A 15,371-nucleotide genomic window follows, 5' to 3' on the forward strand; every position below is an offset into this window, starting at 1 on the left:
CGAACTCAGGGGTCGCGGTGGTCGGCGTCCCAGGGTCGACCGCCGGCGTCGAGGGAGTCGTGCCGAGCTACGGCAAGCCGGCGCGACCGATCGAGAACCGGACGCGCAGGTCGAGACCAGCCATCGAGGGGGACAAGGCCGGGGCTACGGCAAGGTGCCGTGCAGAACGCCTGCGAAGCACGGTGAGGTCGACGACGAGCATGGCCACGCCCGCGGTGGCGACCGCCAGCCCCGCGCCGAGCACGATGCCGCCCTGGATGCGAGTGTCGGTGACGATGAGCATCTCGTGGTTGGTGGGATCGGGCATGGTCTGGTTGGGCTGGGCCATGCGCACGATCCCTGCGATGGCCAGCCCGAGGCCGGCACCGCCGACGACGACTCCCGCGGAGCCCACGGGGCCGAGCGGTCGAGGTCGAGGATCGGGTTCGGCGACGGGGGCGGGAGGGATTGGAGCAGCGGGGGCGGCGGCGGGCTCCGGCGGCGAGGTGGCGAGGGCGATGAGGAGTGCGGGGACGAGCATGGTCATTGCTCCGGGCCGCTCGAGGCCGTAGGTGGCCGAGCCATCGCCCGAAGGCCATGGTCGGCGGTGCGAGAACCGGCATGGCTCGCGAGGGTGGAAGTTGGTCAGTCGTCGGAGGTCACGGGACGTCGGCGCCCGCGAAGTCGGAGGCACCGTCGGTGGTAGGACGCAGGTCGCCGTCGATGTCGATGGTTGGGTCGCCGGTTTGCCACTGCCCGATGTCGGCGAATGTCGTTGTGCCCGAGGCGGAGAGGTCGAAGTCCCCCGCCGCGTAGCCCGTGAACCACATGATGTCGAGCGGCCCGACAGAGGCGTTGGTGCCCCCCAACGCCATCTCTGCTGCGCAATGATCGATGGTCGCGCCCACACAGGGAATCTCGCTACCATCGGTTCGCGCCACGAAGATCGAATTGCGCGCCTGGACATTGAAGGCGCCACCGCACGAGAGAGCTGTCGCCGTTCCGTAGCCAGCTCCCAAGGTCGTATAGAGAATGGTCGCGTCGGCTCCGTCAACACGCAACGCAGCGACGTCGCTTCGATCTCCCCCGACGAAGCAGTTGCGCAGCACCAGCTCTCCGGCATTCTGCGCAACGATCCCGCCACCGTCGTTGCCAACGATGCGGCTGCGGTCCACCCACGCCTGGCCTGCATCCACTCGCATGCCTGGGGCCATTGCAGATCCGTTGCCCGACAGTTGCAGTCCGTCGATCAGCACCGTCGCATCCATCACCGTCAGCTGCGGAGTGGCAGGATTGCCGGCCGGCGTGTCCCATTCGGGGAGATCCCCGTCGTTGACGAGGAACGCCAGCACTCGCCCGCCGTTCACGGTAAGGGCTTCGTTGTAGCTCCCCGCGTGCACGATGATGGTCCCTTCCATCATCATGTCGAAGCTCGCCACCGCGGCGGCGATGGTCGCGAAGTCCGGCATCGCCCCGCCCACGTGCACCACTGCATCCGCGGGCAAACATCCCCCCGTGAAGAGGTTGCAGGCGGCCTCCCCGCACTGCTCGTGCTCTGTACATGGCACGCAGGTGTTCGCGTCGTCGCACACCGGGGTCATCCCTGTGCACGCCTCGGGCGCCTCCGCTGTGCACTGCACGCACGCTCCGCCGACGCACACTGGCATTGCCGGGTCGAGATCAGCGCACGCCGCATCTGCCTCCATCCCGAAGGCATCGCACGCGACGCACTCCCCGCTCACCGGCTCGCAGAACGGCGCCGCCGTGTCCGGGCAGTCCTCATTCCCCAGGCACGGCATCGGCCCGGTCGTGCTGCTCTCGCTGCTCTCGCTTCCGCTGCTACTCTCCTCGGTCTCCGTGCCGCCGCTGCTCGACCCGCTCGAGGACTCCCCCATCAAGCACTCGCCATTGTCGAGCACCGTGCTCCGCCCTCCGCACGCGCTGTAGCACTCGTCCACCGGCCGCTCCGCCGCACAACCGATCTCGCTGCCCGGTGAAAGGCACTCCCCGAGCCCCAGCTCGCAGTAGGGTCGGCTCCCATCGGGAAACTGCTCGGCGCAGTACGCATCGCCATCGTTGTTGGTGCAGTGCAGCGGATCGGGCTTCGTGATGGCGCAGCCCCCGGGCAGCGCGAGGCCCAGCGCAAGACAGGAACAAGGAAGGACGAAACGTCGCATGAAGGCCCCTTTCAGAAACGCCCCGTGATGGAGAGCCCACCGGGTGAAGGCAACAAGAGCGCGGCGGTTCGCTGCTTCGCTTGGGTTCGATCGACGAGGAGCAGAATGGCCCCTGCGGCCAGTGCTGCACCGCCCGTCACCATCAAGGCCACGCCCGGCGGCGCGAAGTTGCGGCCGTCGAGATCTGGCACGCGCCGGGTTGACGGATCGAACCGCTCACCCACTGCGAACAGGATCCCCCCGCTCACGAGCGTCCCGACCCCGACGACCGCCACCCCGATGCCCGCGCGACCGAGTACCCCTAGCGGCTTGCGGGGGCGATCATCGGGCGTCTCGGGCGGTGCAGTCTCGTGCCCGTGGTCAGTGCCGGGACCCGGCTTCGGCTCCTGCTCGCCGACCTCCGCCTGCGGCTCCGGCTCCTCGAGCACCGCGAGCGCGGCTCCGAGCTTCCCCACCACCGCCTCGGCCAGCGCGGTGTCGTTGATGCAGTTGGCCTCGAATGCCTCCACCGTCCCGAGCGACTCGCCAGGCCGCTGCGCCAGGATCTCGATCCGGTAGACCGAGTTCTCGTAGTCCTTCCACGAAAGCCGCACCACCACCGCGGGCGCATCGCGATCGTCCACCGCCGCGACCCCGTGCTGCTCGCCGAGCGCCTTGACGGCGTCCTCCCGAACGAACCTCGCCGATGCCTCGGCCGCCTCGGCCATCTGCTGGTCCAGCAGCGCGCTGTGATCGACCTCGAAGCGAACCGCATCGACGGCCGTGCTCGAGGCCGTACTCTCGCTCGGGCTCGCATCGGCGCCCGCGGGCGATCCCGCCACCAGCAACGCGACGAGGGTTAGGGACGGGGTCATGGCGTCTTCTTCTCCTGATCGAGTTGGCTCGCGCAGCTCTTGCCGAGCCGCTTGGCCTCGGGGTTGCGGCTCGCGGCTCCGATCTCGGCACACTCGGCGTAGCGGTCGGTCTGCGAGAACGCGCGGACCCGCAGCCACTCCCTCGTGCCGTCATCCTTCCAGCAACGCGGCGACTTGGTCAGCTTGAGCACGCGGCTCCACTGCCGGGCGTCGTTCGCGGCTTGAGCCTCCGCATCGACGTCGGTGCAGGGCGGCTCGACCGCCGGGGTGGGCTTGGGCTCTGGCGTGGGCCGAGGCTGGCGCGGCTTCTTGATCTTGCGCGGCTCGTCGCCCTTGGGCGCTGGCTCGGAATCGGAATCGGAATCGGACTCGGGGCACGCCGGGCACACGTCCGGGGCCGCCGCATTGGCTTCGCCATCGTCGCCCCCCTCGTCGCCGGGATCCGTCGTCCCCACGTCCGCGGGTGCCAACCTTTCCTCGGCCGCATCCTCCCCCACGAGCCCGGTCCCCGATGCAGCGATCCCCGTCCCTGCCGCGGGGATGACCTGCTGCTGCGTCGTACCGTCCGCGCCCGAGCCGTCGCCACCCGTCGCCATGAACGCCGCACCGACTCCGACCGCCAACACCAGCACCGTTGCCCCCACGACCCACGCCGCAGCCCGACTCCGCCGCGGCTCGCGTCCGGCCTGAACCCCCTGCCTCTCCACCGACACGCGCGGAGCGGCCGCCACCGGGATCTCCATCGAGGATCGCGTCGCGACTCGCTCGGCCACCACCGTCGCCCGCTGGAGCTCGCCCTCCCGCTCCCGCGCCCGGTACTCGTACAGCCCCGCCGCCACCATCTGCGGCGGGATCGCCTGCGTGAGCGTCCGCTCCGGCACCTCGGGCACGACCGGCACGACGCGCGGCTTCGGCCGCCGCGAGAGCACCTCGAGCACGCCGTCGAGCTGCTCCGCCACGATCGCCGCCGTTGGCGTTCGCCGGCCTGGCTCTCGCTCGAGCGTTGCATCGATCACCCGCTCGAGCTCCTCGGGCAAGCCGGGCACCTTCCCCGCGATGGAAAGCGGCGGCAGGTTCGGATCGCACTTGCGTCGCGCCGCTTCGGCCGGCGGAAGCTCGTGCAGCGGCAGGACGCCCGTGAGCACCTCGAACATCGTAACGCCGAGCGCATACACATCGAACCGAGGGTCCAGCTTCGCCCCCAGGATCTGCTCGGGCGCCATGTAGTGCTTGGTCCCGGGCAGCTCGTGCGCGGCCGTCAAGCCTGCGGTGCTCGGTGCGGCTCCCTCGCCGGTGCTGGTGGCGAGCCCAAAGTCGATGAGATACGGAACCAGCTCGCCGCCGTGCTCGCGCACGAGCACGTTGCTGGGCTTGATGTCGCGGTGGACGATCCCTTGCTCGTGCACGTCGGCGAGGATTCGCGCCAGATCCCGCAGCACCGTCACCGCCTTCACCACGGGAAGCCGCCCCGCCTCCAGCAGCAGCGGCGCCCCCTTGACCAGCGGCATCGTGATGTACGGCAGCCCATCGAGCTCGGGCAGCTCGCCCAGCTCGTATGGGACCACCACCCCCGGGTGCCCGGCGAGCTGCTGCGCGAGCATGACCTCGTTGCGAAACCGCTGTCGCGACGTGGGCAGCTCCGCATGGGCGGTCGACATGATCTTGATCGCGACGTCGCGCCCATCGTCCGTGGTGGCTGCGTACACGGTGGCGGCACCACCCCCACCGATGCGCACGTCGATCACGAGCCGACCGCCGAGCAGCGACGTGTTCGGCGGCAGCTCGTCCGCGTCGTGGAACGCCGGCATCTGCGTGGTCACGGTCACTTGCCCCCCGCGGGTGCACCGTCGATGCGAAGCCCGCTGAGCTCCACGTAGCCCGAGTACGCCATGTTGGCGGAGAACGTGTGGCGCTTCTCCTTCCACTCGCCGTCGGGCTGGGTGCGATACCGCAGCGTGTGGGTCCCCGGCGCGACGCGGAAGAGCGCCCACCCCTTGGCCGGGACGAATTCCATCCTTCCTCGATCCACGCGGACCTCGGCATGGTCGACCATGAGGCCGCGACGCACGACCAGCTCGAGCTTGGGCACGGGCTTGGGTGGAGGGGGCTCCTTCTTGACGGCGGTATCCTTGCCGGCATCGGCAGGCTGGGGTCGCGGCTCGGGCTCGGGCTGGGCGGGTGGCGCAGGCGAAGGAGCGACGGCGGCCGAGGGCTCCGCGATCGGGGACACGGGCTCGGCCGCGGGTGCATCGAGCAGCTCGGGCTGGGGAGCGGGCGCCGTCGTGTCGAGCGGGTCGGGCTCGGGCTCGAACGTGGGCACGTCGATGGGCGCGGGCTGGGCGACGGACACGGGGGCTTGCTGCCCCTGAGGGCGCGCGGGAGCTTCGTCCATGTCTTCGGCAGAGTCGAGCCCAGCGCCCCGAGCTGGATCGGCAATCGCAGTCACGACAGCCGGTGCCTCGTTCGTTACGACCATCGAGGAGGCCACCGGCTCGGCCTTGCGACCGCCCTCGTTCCGAGCACCCCCCTGCCACAGTGACCAAGCGGTCCCGAGGGCCAGCAGCATCAGCGGCGCGAGCACGACGAGCAGCGGCAGCGTCCTTCGAGCGGGCCGCGATGCAACGCGCGGTTGCTCGCGCACGGACGGCGACGATGGCGGGGGCTCGACCGGCTCCACCACCGGTGGAGACAAGAATTCGGTGCGTCCCGCCTCCTCGACGTCCGCGAGGACCGGCGTCTGCAGCCGTGCGGTGGCCGGTGGCGCTGGCCGAGGATCTCCCGACCCTGGAGTGCGCAACGTATCGCCCGGCGGGACCCGGCCACCCTCGTCCGCCTCGCCGGTCGCGGGCTGCTCCGTTGCTTCCGCGGCCATGGGCGCTCGAGCAGGCTGGGGCTGCTCCATGCGTACCGTCCCGCCTGGAGTCGGCTCCACGGGCGGTGCGACCGCAGCCGGCACCGGCTCTCTCGGGGTGCGCTCCGTCCCCGCTGGCATCCGCCATCGGCTCGTCATGGCACCGGCCGCATCGTCCTCTCGCTCGGCCTCCGCTTGCTCGGACTCTGCCCACTCGGCCGCCGCTCGCTCGGCCTCCGCCCGCTCGGCCTCCGACCACACGACCTCCGCCGGCAACACGGGCACACCGTCCATGTCCTCGTCGAGGTCATCCGCCCCGTTGGTGAGCACCTGCTGCTCCACCTTCGCGGTGTCGTCCGTCCGCTCCGGCACGAACCCCCGGGGGAACTCCCGGGGCTGCCCCCGCTGCTTGCGGCGGCGGATCTCGGACAACGACACCCCGGAGACCTTGACCACCGCCAGCGTGTCCGTGAGCTCCTTGCTCGCCGCGAAGTGCACTGAGCTGAGCCCCGTGCGCTTGCCGGCGCGGCCGAAGTACGTCGTCATCATCTCTTGCAGCAGGAGCCGCCGCGACGGGAACTCCTCGAGCGCGACGAGCACCTCGCGGAGCTTCATCCGCTTGGCCGCAACGGGCTCGAGCATGCCGTCGAGCACCTGCTGGACCAGCTCGGGCAGCTCACGCCCGACGGGCTCCACCGTCCCGGCCACGATCGCGGCGATGAGCTCCTCGCCCGCCAGCCCGCCACGGAACGGCCGCCCCGCCAGCATCTCCCACAATACCGTCCCCAGCCCGTAGATATCGGAGGCCGCGCTCGCCTGCCCGAGGTAGTGCTCCGGGGCCATGTAGGCCAGCGTGCCCTTCACGTGCACGCGCGAGGTCTGGGTCATCAGCGACGTCGCGACCCCGAAGTCCATCAGCAGCACGCCGCCCCAGCCGTCGATCATCGCGTTCTTGCTCGCGACGTCGCGGTGCACGATCTGCTGCGGGACGCCCTGGTCGTCGTACTCGTGCGCGGCCAGCAGCCCCTGGCCGAGCTCCCGCAGCACGTAGACCGCGGTCTTCACGTCGAACCGCTTCCCCAGTCGCGACAGCGTCTTGATGATCTCGGCGAGATCCTTGCCCGCGACGTAGTTCATCACGAGGTAGGGCAGCCCCTCGTGCACGCCCGCATCGAACACGCTGACGATGTTGTTGTGGCGCAGGCGGATGGCCAGGCGCCACTCCTCGAGGAACTGCCGCAGCATGCCCTCGTCGGTGACCGCGTTGCGCCGCGGGAACTTGAGGACGCACGGCCGCCGCTCGCCGTCCTCCCACACCCGGTGGGCCAGCCACACCTGCGCCATGCCGCCGCGGCCCAGCTCGCGGATGAGGGTGTAGGGACCGATCTGCATCGCTAGAACCGTCCTCGGAGGGTGACGACCACGCCCCTGCCAGCGCTCAGGCCCAGCCGGGCGCGCTTGCGATTGCGATTGGCGATGCCCCACAGCGTGCCGCCCATGGCCGTCACGAGCGCACCGGCCGAGAGCAGCGCCACGGGGATTCCGGTGGTCTTCTCGCCATCGGCCGCGCGAACGATGAGGAGCGCCGACGTGCTCACCACCATGCCCGTGCCAACGGCAGTGAAGACCACGCCCGAGAGCCAGACCTCTCGGTCGAGTTCGCTGGTGGCCGGACTCCGTTCGGTGGCGGTGGTCGGGGCGGTGGTGGGTGCAGGCTCAGGGGGCGGCGCTGCGGCTGCGATCGCGGCCTGCCACATCGTGGGCGCGGCTCGTTGCAGGCGAGCACGGAGCTCCTCGCCAGCGCAGGCACACGTCCACGAGTCGAGCGGCAGGTCACGGTGCAGGAAGGCGATCTCATAGGCCCCGCCGGCCTCCTTGTTGGTCGACACCACCAGCTCGAGCGGCGCTCCCTCGGGAAGCTCGGGGGTCACTCCGGCCTTCCGAAGCGACGCGAGCACTTCCCCGCGCAGCAGCTCGGCCACCGCCTCGCCGCCCTCCACCTCCACCCGAACGACGAGCAGCGACTCCAGGGGGTCGGCGGGCGAAGGCTCGTCGACCGCCGCGGGCTGGACCTCGGCCGGACCCGCGAAGGCAATCGCAGGCGTGGCCGTGGCCAGCGCCACGAGCAGGCATGGGGTGAAGCTCGTCATCGGTGGGGGAGCCGACCCGGATAGCAAAGCCCATGCCGCGGCTCGTTGGCAAGGCGACGCGCTGCAATTTCATGCCCGGCCTCTCGACCCTCGGTGCGCCGATGGGCCCCAACGGAACAGGAGTACACACCGAGGCTTGCTCGCTGGCGTGCGCGCCCGTTCATCGTTCCCGTGTGCCTCCCTCTCATGCCCTCGTGTACTCCGTTCTGGCTCGCGTGGGGCTCCGCGCTCGCTTGCCGCTACAACGGTTCGTGCTCGGGTACACCTGTTCGCATTGCCCGTGATCGGCGCATACGGACCACTCGTGTCATCCCTTCCAATTGGCGCCTGGCCGAGCCTGGCGTAAGACTCGCTGCGTGCAGCCCCACCAACATGATGTCGAGTCCATCGCGGCGACCATGCGCATTGCCCAGGCGAACGAGGAGCTGCGCCCCCGGCCGGCCGCGCTGGCGATCGAGATCCTCGACAGCGCCGACAAGGGCCTCTACACCGTCGGCGGCGAGGAGATCATCGTGGGACGTGGTGCGCTGTGCGACATCACGCTCCAGGATGCCTCGGTGAGCCAGTTCCACTTCCGGCTGACGCCAGGGACCGAGGACGTGCTACTGGAAGATCTCGGCAGCTCCAACGGCCTGTGGCTCGGACGGGCCAAGGTGGAGCGCGCGCACCTGATGCCCGGGGCCCGCTTCCGGGCGGGGATGGTGCGGATGCAGCTACGAGAGATCGAGACGGCCCCCCTTGCGGTGAGCCGCGAGGACGAGTTCTTCGGCATGCGGGGGCGGAGCGAGCACATGCGATCGACCTTCTCGTTGCTGGCGCGGGCCGCCGTGACGCCGCTGCCCGTGCTCGTCACCGGGGAGACCGGGGTCGGCAAGGGCGAGCTCGCACGGGCCGTGCATCGGGCCTCGGGACGCGAGGGCCGCTTCGTCACCGTGGATTGCACCCGCATGCCCCACGAGATGGCCGACGGGCTGCTGTTCGGGCACATGAAGGGGGCCTTCACCGGGGCAACCTCCGACCAGCCGAGCCCCTTCGAGGAGGCCGACGGGGGGACCCTGTTCCTCGACGAGATCGGCGAGCTGCCGCTGACGCTCCAGCCCAAGCTGCTGCGAGCGATCGACGAGCGGGTGGTGCAGCGGCTCGGGTCGAACACCCAGCGCACCGTCGACGTGCGGATCGTGGCGGCGACCAACCGCGACCTCATGAAGGAGGTCAGCGGCGGGAGGTTTCGCGTGGACCTGTATCATCGGCTCGCGGGGATCGCCGTGAAGCTCCAGCCGCTGAGGAATCGGCGGGAGGACATCCCGTTCCTGGCGTCGCTGTTCTTGACGGAGGTGTGCGAGCAGATCGGGCAGACGATCGAGATGGGCGACGAGGTGAAGGCGGAGCTCCGGCGGCGAGAGTGGGAGGGGAACGTTCGGGAGCTGCGGCAGACGATGCAGAGGGCGGCGTACCTGTGCGACGGGGGCGAGCTGGCGGTGAAGGATCTGGCGCAGTACGACGACTCGCTCGAGCAGGGGGAGGCGGAAGGCGAGGATGGAGGGGGCGGGCGCGGGAAGTTGCGGCCGCAGGTGGACGAGTTCAAGCGGAAGTACTGCCGCGAGGTGCTCGCCGAGTCACCGACCATGGCCGCCGCGGCCAAGACGGCTGGGTTTACGGCACGGGGGTTTCAGTTGATGCTCAACAAGCTTGGGATCAAGGCGGAGGATTATCTCGGGGGGCGGTGAACTGACATCTTCTACGATCTGCGATCTGCCGTCCACGTTCCACGTAGCGCTCTACCTCAACGGTCGCGCCGACTGGCGACTGCCGCGTGGCCCTGCAGCCCGGCGACGAGATCCCCTTGGCCCTTGGCCATCGAAGAGTCCGACGTCGACGACGTCGACGACGTCGGGAGACGGGAGACGGGCACTGTCAAGGAGCAGATCGCCCGCCTGATGCTCGATGCACGCGGTCTTACCCCGCTCTTGTTGTTCCTTGTTCCTCAGCAAGACGACGAAACGGAAAACCCGCGCTGGAATAGTCACGGTAGTTCACCGTCATGCCAAGTATCGAAAACAAAACACGAGCGACCAAAGTATGAAGCGCCCGATATCTTTTTAGCACATCATGCTCCTCCCCTGGCGCGATGGGATTTGCATGGGCAGCATCGTTTCGGGCAGCCAGCGCTGACTTCTCAATTTCTCCGTGGCCTAATCCCAGATCGTCCAACATAAGCAGATTGAGCTTTATTCCACTTACTTCGTTTAGGATCCCGATCTTCGACAAGAGCGCCCCCAGCGCGCCGCCTTCGCCCCGATGACTTTCATCATAATCGGGGGACGACATCGCAGCATCCCTCATGGCGCGGGATAGCGAGCGCCATTGGTCTTTGGGAAGGAGGCGAGACCGGGGTTCGTTTTCAGGTCGCTTGTAGTGAGCACGTCTGAGAACTTCATATGCGGCTCCGACATAGACAGCGGCCATGTCAAGCGGTGCACTTTGCGCGTGAAAGTAAAGCCATACCACCCTGTCTAGCTCATAGTCGGAGTTCTTCTCCAAAAACGACCTCACATAGGCGCCAAAAATGCCCTCATCAATGTAGTCCTGGTATCTAGGATGAAACAGCGCCGGGGGCATATCGTGATGCGATCGACTCGGCAAGTACGAGTGACTCATCGAGCTTCTTAGGGACTCGTTTTCCCTGTCGTATTCAGTCCATCCCACTGCCGCTATGCTCGTGCCAAGGGCAAATTCGATAGATCTTCGAACAATTCGTCGCTGACTTGCTGCAGGGAGCCCCTCCGCTCCGGCGTGGAACTCGAGGAATCCTCTTCGGGAGTATGCGCCGTCCTGAGTTCCGGCAGTTCCAAGAACGATGGATTGAAGTGTGGGATGCCCAATTTCGACCGTCACATGATTAAACCCGCCCCGGTTGGATGTGGAGGATTTTTCTGTCGTCTTCCCATCGCGCGTACGAACAGTTGTGATAGTCTGCTTGGTTTTCGTTTGGGCGGGCCAGCCTCGGCTCGGCAGGTTCTCGATCCATTCAGTAATATATGCAGGCTGCTCACCTGTGTCGTTGCCTATGACGACAGAATGCAAGTCTGCTTGCACTGTTGTCGTAGGGATGCCGTCTGGTCCTGAATTTATTATGCAGTCGACTACTATATACCCTTCTATATCAACCATCTGTCCATATAGAGTGTATAGCGAGAGCTTTTTGTGTTTGACTCTTTGGCCTGCGACAGTTGATGGAGGGCGAGATTCACAGCAGCCGTCGAGCAATACGTAGAGCTTGAGATCGTGATCGCCGGACCGGTCTATTGTGATAGACCGAATTTTTGGTTCTGGCCCCAGCGTTCCCACCCTTACAAGATCGAGATCATCGTATCCGCAGGGCGAAAGACGAATTGGGAGTGAGATAGGGAGCCAGTCTGCATCCATGCTTGACAGTACGGTAGCCTACTTTCACGGATCCGTCTATGGGCATGGGACATGCGACGTAGGTCATCGCGTCGCTGCGGTGGCTCGGGCGGCTACGCACGAGCCCCAAGCAAATCGAGGACATCTCGCCGACCTGCAGGCGCGGGAGTCGTCGCAGACATGCCCTTTTGTCCGGTGGAACACCCCGGTTGCCTACCCGCTACGGTGTGCTCTTGGGAAACGTAGAGCGCCGAGAGCATCCCGCCGACAATCTCAAACACAGGACGATGTCCGACGAGTCGGTGCACCGACCCGACAGGGGGTACTCGTACGCTACTTCAACAGTTCTTCCACGCCCAAGATCCGCGCGGCCTCCTTATGCACACGATCGAGGCCGTGAGGCGCACGCAGTTCGAGCGTGACTTTGTACGTGACCTCCTCTTGACCATCGTACGCCCGAACTGCGTCGAGTGCCTTGGCCAGATCGTCACGGAACCGTTCAACGTCCATCGCCAATGAGAGCGCGGCGGCAGCGAAGGCTTCGACGACGCCGCTCCACTCTTCAGCGAGCCCCATCGCGCGCCAGTTCTTCCCCCACTGAATGAACTCGCCGTAGGCACGCCCGAGGCGGCTCGCGAGATACTCGATCTCGTCCTTGTCCCCGGGCTGGCCGGGTGGCCCGAGCGCCTTCCCCACCAGGTTGTTGATCAGCGGCTCGATTGTCTGAATCCATCCGGTCAATCGCGCGAGCTCGGAACCAATAACGCTGAGCATCTTCTCGCGAGGTGGTGTCGGCCGCGACGCGCCTGGGATCTTGAACTCCAGGTCCTTGCGGTCCGCTTTGTGCTCATCCAGCGCCGCGGCGATGCACTCGTACAGCATCGTGTACTCCCAGGAGAGCTCGACCTGTGGATTCGTTTCCGAGGGAGTGTTCTCGACGGCCGCCTCCGAAAGTGGCGTGCCAGCCATGGCCGCAAGCGCGGCCATCACCTCGTTGGCGTCGGGGCGCCCGGCGGGGTCGTGGCACATCATCCTGTCCACCAACGGATCAAGCTCCGCGTGGGCCTGAGACACTTCGCCAATGAGCTTGTGGTTCTTGCCCTCCGGTGTTTCCCCGGTGAACAGCTCATTGAGCACCATCCCAAACACGTAGATGTCGGCTCGATGGTCACTTGGCTTCCCTTTCGCCCGTTGCTCGGGCGCCGCGTACTGATGGTTGCCAAACCTCGTGGTCTCCCGAGTCTCTACGGGCGTCATCAATAGGTCTTCGCTCATGTGGGCGATCCCGAAGTCAAGCAGCACAGGGACGCCGTCTGCAGCGATCGCGACGTTCTCGGGCTTCAAGTCTCGGTGCCAAACCCCCTCTCCGTGTGCATGGGCGAGCGCCGCGGCCAACCCCTTTGCGATGCTAAAGGCCTCCTCTGGCTGCAGCGAACCGATTCGCTTCCGGAGGACGTCCCGGAAGTAGGGCATCACGTAGAAGATCACTCGCTCGCCATCGTCGTCGAAGAACCCGTGGTCGAGCACCGTGACGATATTGGTGTGTCTGAGCCGCCAACCCACGCCGATCTCGTTGCTCAGCCGCTGGCGCTGCTCGGTGCTGAGCCGGCCGGTCCGCACCAGCTTCAACGCAAATTCTCGGCCCGCTTCGTCACGAACCAGCTCGACAACACCATTCCCCCCCTGGCCGAGTTGCTTTACCCGCGTGTAAATCCGGAACGCCGTCTCGTACGTCCTCGTCTTCCTCTTGGTCTTTCCGCGGAGTGGCTCGGCTGCGACTGCGTGCCTGTCGGCACCACTGTCCAGTGTGACGGCCGGGGGCCGCTCGAAAGCTGCCCGTAGAGGACTGACGCCTACGGCCACGGCCACATTGGCACTCTGCGTCTCGATCAAGGGCGCGTTGGGGGAAAGGTCGCTGCGATCCCCGTTCCGGACGTACCTGAGGAACTCCGCCATCGTGCGGAGATCTGACAGCTCCTCCATGTCGGGTGGGAGAGTCACACTCACAACCATCGCGCCCACCTCCGGCCGTGGTGGTGCCAGCGGCCCCAGCCTCGCGACCGCGAGGTAGTGCTTCGCGCGGAATACCTCCCCGACCGAAGTCGCGGCGCACAGCTTTTTGATGTCGGTGGTCCCAATGTTCGCGTCGCGCCCGTACTCCGCTGCATAGAAGGCGAGGACATCCTCCACGAACTTCGTGAACTCTGCTCCCTTCTTGCTGTGCAGCAGCCCCGGCAGGCGTAGCACGTAGTAGTCGCGCCCTTGCCCATCCCTCTTGGCATCCACGTACCGCGGCGCCAGCGTCCGGAACGCTGCGTCGGTCTGCTCGCGGTTGAACCCGAGTTGCTGCCGCAGGAGCCGACCCGTCATCTCGGCGTCGGTGGTGAGGGACTCCGCCATCAAGTCTAGGATGCTCTGGGCGGTCGAACTCACCTTCCAGTACGAGGGCCGAAGTGCATCCGACAGCCGCTTGATGATGATGTCCGGAACCACATCGGGCGTCGGTCCACCCGAAAACTCGTGGCTGCGGTAGATCCTCCTACGCTCCCGGCTGCCGTCGGTCGTCTCGAAGAACCAGAGCGGCCCTTGGTCCTCCACGTACGTGACCGCCCAGGCCACGCCGTCGACCGGAACCTGTAGGAACCTTTCCCCGGGCGTCAGGATATGCAGCGAGTGCAGCACGCCGAATCGTAGCGGACCGAAAGTCGGTGGTGAAGGACCGCACGACGCCACCTGACTCGCCCCCGGGGCGATGGCAATGAGGCTGTCAAGAATGGGTTGGAGACGACGAAGCCCCCCAGCGCTATGATACCGGTGAGTGCGAGCCCCTCCGAGGCCACGCGTGAGGCCCTAGGGCCGGTTGGGCCACTCGGAGGAGAAGTCGAAATGGCTAGGGAGAGTGGCATTGAGCTGAACCGCTCCATGCTACCGTCCCCCCGTGTGGTCCCTCGCCAACCGCACCCCCTACGCCGCTGAGCGCAACTGGACCCGCGACAAGGACGGCGCCCACTGGTGGCTGGTGGCCATCCGCGCCACCTTGACCATCGCCCCCAACGCCAAGCTCACCCTCGCTGACGAGCAGCTCCCCCCGGTCCTCGCCCCCGAGCACCACGGTGAGCCGGGCAAGTCGAGCCTGCGCTACGACTCCGATCTCCTCGCCCGCAAGCCCAGCACCGACGTGCTCGTGCTCGGCAGCGCCCACGCCCCGCACGGCAAGCCAGCCGCCACCGTGCCCGTGGTGCTGCGCCTGGGGCCGCTCGAGAAGACCCTGCTCGTCCACGGCGAGCGCGTCTACTACGACGGCCTCGCGGGCCTCGCCACCACCGCGCCGCGGCCGTTCACCACCCGCCCGATCCAGTACGAGCTCGCCTTCGGCGGTGGCGATACCTCCGACCCCGATCCCACCCGTCACCGCATCGACGAGCGCAACCCGATCGGCCGCGGCTTCGCGCGCCGAAACGCCGACCTCGTCAACACCCCGGCCCACGCCATCGAGTACCCCACCGGCGATCCGTCCTCCCCCGGCCCCGCCGGCTTCGGCCCCATCGAGCCCGGGTGGCTCCCACGTCGCCTGCTCGCCGGCACCTACGATGCCCAGTGGGTCAAGACCAAGAAGCCGCTCCTACCCGACGACTACGACCCCCGCTTTGCCCTCTGCGCCCCGGCCGACCAGCACCTGCCTCACCCCCTGCGTGGTGGCGAGCGCATCGGCCTGCTCAACCTGAGCCCCGAGGGCACGCTCGTGCTCAAGCTACCGCGCATCGGCCTCGAGCTCCGCAGCCGCTTCGGCCGCAAGACCGTGCCCCACGAGCCCCCCATGCTGGCCACGGTCCTCGCCGAGCCCGACGAGCGCCGCCTCTCCCTCGTCTGGCAAAGCGCCCTGCGGGTCGCGGCCCCGGACGCGGACTACCTCGACGAGACAGAGATCGTCGAGACCCAGAGCGCGTGAGCGCCA

11 protein-coding genes are annotated in these 15,371 nt (G+C 67.4%); 3 read left to right on the top strand and 8 right to left on the bottom strand.

The window, feature by feature from the left end; translation table 11 throughout:
• Positions 1–67: 67 nt before the first annotated feature.
• Together OEB96_RS05935 and OEB96_RS05940 are read right to left on the bottom strand one after the other, a co-directional pair.
• Positions 68–520, bottom strand: a complete 453-nt coding sequence (locus OEB96_RS05935) for a hypothetical protein (protein ID WP_266214467.1) — start codon at positions 518–520, stop codon at positions 68–70.
• A gap of 118 nt (positions 521–638) precedes the next feature.
• Positions 639–1,571: a hypothetical protein gene (locus OEB96_RS05940; RefSeq protein ID WP_266214468.1), complete on the bottom strand. Its 933-nt coding sequence runs from the start codon at positions 1,569–1,571 to the stop codon at positions 639–641.
• A 172-nt stretch (positions 1,572–1,743) separates the two neighbouring features.
• Here OEB96_RS05940 and OEB96_RS05945 point away from each other — a divergent pair, with 172 nt between their 5' ends.
• The gene (locus OEB96_RS05945; protein ID WP_266214469.1) at positions 1,744–1,926 is read left to right on the top strand and encodes a hypothetical protein; all 183 of its coding nucleotides are present in this window, start codon (positions 1,744–1,746) and stop codon (positions 1,924–1,926) included.
• 241 nt (positions 1,927–2,167) lie between these two features.
• On the opposite strand, the gene OEB96_RS05950 is transcribed toward OEB96_RS05945, so the two are convergent.
• The 4 genes from OEB96_RS05950 to OEB96_RS05965 are packed head-to-tail and all read right to left on the bottom strand — an operon-like array spanning position 2,168 to position 8,011.
• Complete coding sequence (locus OEB96_RS05950; RefSeq protein WP_266214470.1) at positions 2,168–3,010, bottom strand: hypothetical protein; 843 nt, start codon at positions 3,008–3,010, stop codon at positions 2,168–2,170.
• Positions 3,007–4,830, bottom strand: coding sequence for a serine/threonine-protein kinase (locus OEB96_RS05955; RefSeq protein WP_266214471.1), 1,824 nt, complete (start codon positions 4,828–4,830; stop codon positions 3,007–3,009). The genes OEB96_RS05950 and OEB96_RS05955 overlap by 4 nt, the downstream gene beginning before the upstream one ends.
• Before the next feature lie 2 nt (positions 4,831–4,832).
• Positions 4,833–7,253 (bottom strand): protein kinase domain-containing protein, encoded by a 2,421-nt coding sequence (locus OEB96_RS05960; protein ID WP_266214472.1) that lies wholly within the window; start codon positions 7,251–7,253, stop codon positions 4,833–4,835.
• A 2-nt stretch (positions 7,254–7,255) separates the two neighbouring features.
• The gene (locus tag OEB96_RS05965; protein ID WP_266214473.1) at positions 7,256–8,011 is read right to left on the bottom strand and encodes a hypothetical protein; all 756 of its coding nucleotides are present in this window, start codon (positions 8,009–8,011) and stop codon (positions 7,256–7,258) included.
• Positions 8,012–8,367: 356 nt separating this feature from the next.
• On the opposite strand from OEB96_RS05965, the gene OEB96_RS05970 reads away from it, so the two are divergent.
• Complete coding sequence (locus OEB96_RS05970; RefSeq protein WP_266214474.1) at positions 8,368–9,738, top strand: sigma 54-interacting transcriptional regulator; 1,371 nt, start codon at positions 8,368–8,370, stop codon at positions 9,736–9,738.
• A 229-nt stretch (positions 9,739–9,967) separates the two neighbouring features.
• Here OEB96_RS05970 and OEB96_RS05975 read toward each other — a convergent pair whose 3' ends face one another.
• Both OEB96_RS05975 and OEB96_RS05980 read right to left on the bottom strand, forming a co-directional pair.
• Positions 9,968–11,107, bottom strand: coding sequence for a hypothetical protein (locus OEB96_RS05975; protein ID WP_266214475.1), 1,140 nt, complete (start codon positions 11,105–11,107; stop codon positions 9,968–9,970).
• A gap of 642 nt (positions 11,108–11,749) precedes the next feature.
• A complete protein-coding gene (locus OEB96_RS05980; protein ID WP_266214476.1) occupies positions 11,750–14,098 on the bottom strand; it encodes a serine/threonine-protein kinase in 2,349 nt (782 codons plus the stop codon).
• A gap of 256 nt (positions 14,099–14,354) precedes the next feature.
• Here OEB96_RS05980 and OEB96_RS05985 point away from each other — a divergent pair, with 256 nt between their 5' ends.
• Complete coding sequence (locus OEB96_RS05985; RefSeq protein ID WP_266214477.1) at positions 14,355–15,365, top strand: DUF2169 family type VI secretion system accessory protein; 1,011 nt, start codon at positions 14,355–14,357, stop codon at positions 15,363–15,365.
• The last annotated feature ends 6 nt before the right edge of the window (positions 15,366–15,371 follow it).

The organism is Paraliomyxa miuraensis, from assembly GCF_026337845.1.
GTDB lineage: Bacteria > Myxococcota_A > Polyangia > Nannocystales > Nannocystaceae > Paraliomyxa > Paraliomyxa miuraensis.

Excerpts from the sequence above, each read along its gene's own strand:
- OEB96_RS05935 (WP_266214467.1), bottom strand. The coding sequence starts at position 520 with ATGCTCGTCCCCGCACTCCTCATCGCCCTCGCCACCTCGCCGCCGGAG.
- OEB96_RS05950 (WP_266214470.1), bottom strand. The coding sequence starts at position 3,010 with ATGACCCCGTCCCTAACCCTCGTCGCGTTGCTGGTGGCGGGATCGCCC.
- OEB96_RS05960 (WP_266214472.1), bottom strand. The coding sequence starts at position 7,253 with ATGCAGATCGGTCCCTACACCCTCATCCGCGAGCTGGGCCGCGGCGGC.
- OEB96_RS05965 (WP_266214473.1), bottom strand. The coding sequence starts at position 8,011 with ATGACGAGCTTCACCCCATGCCTGCTCGTGGCGCTGGCCACGGCCACG.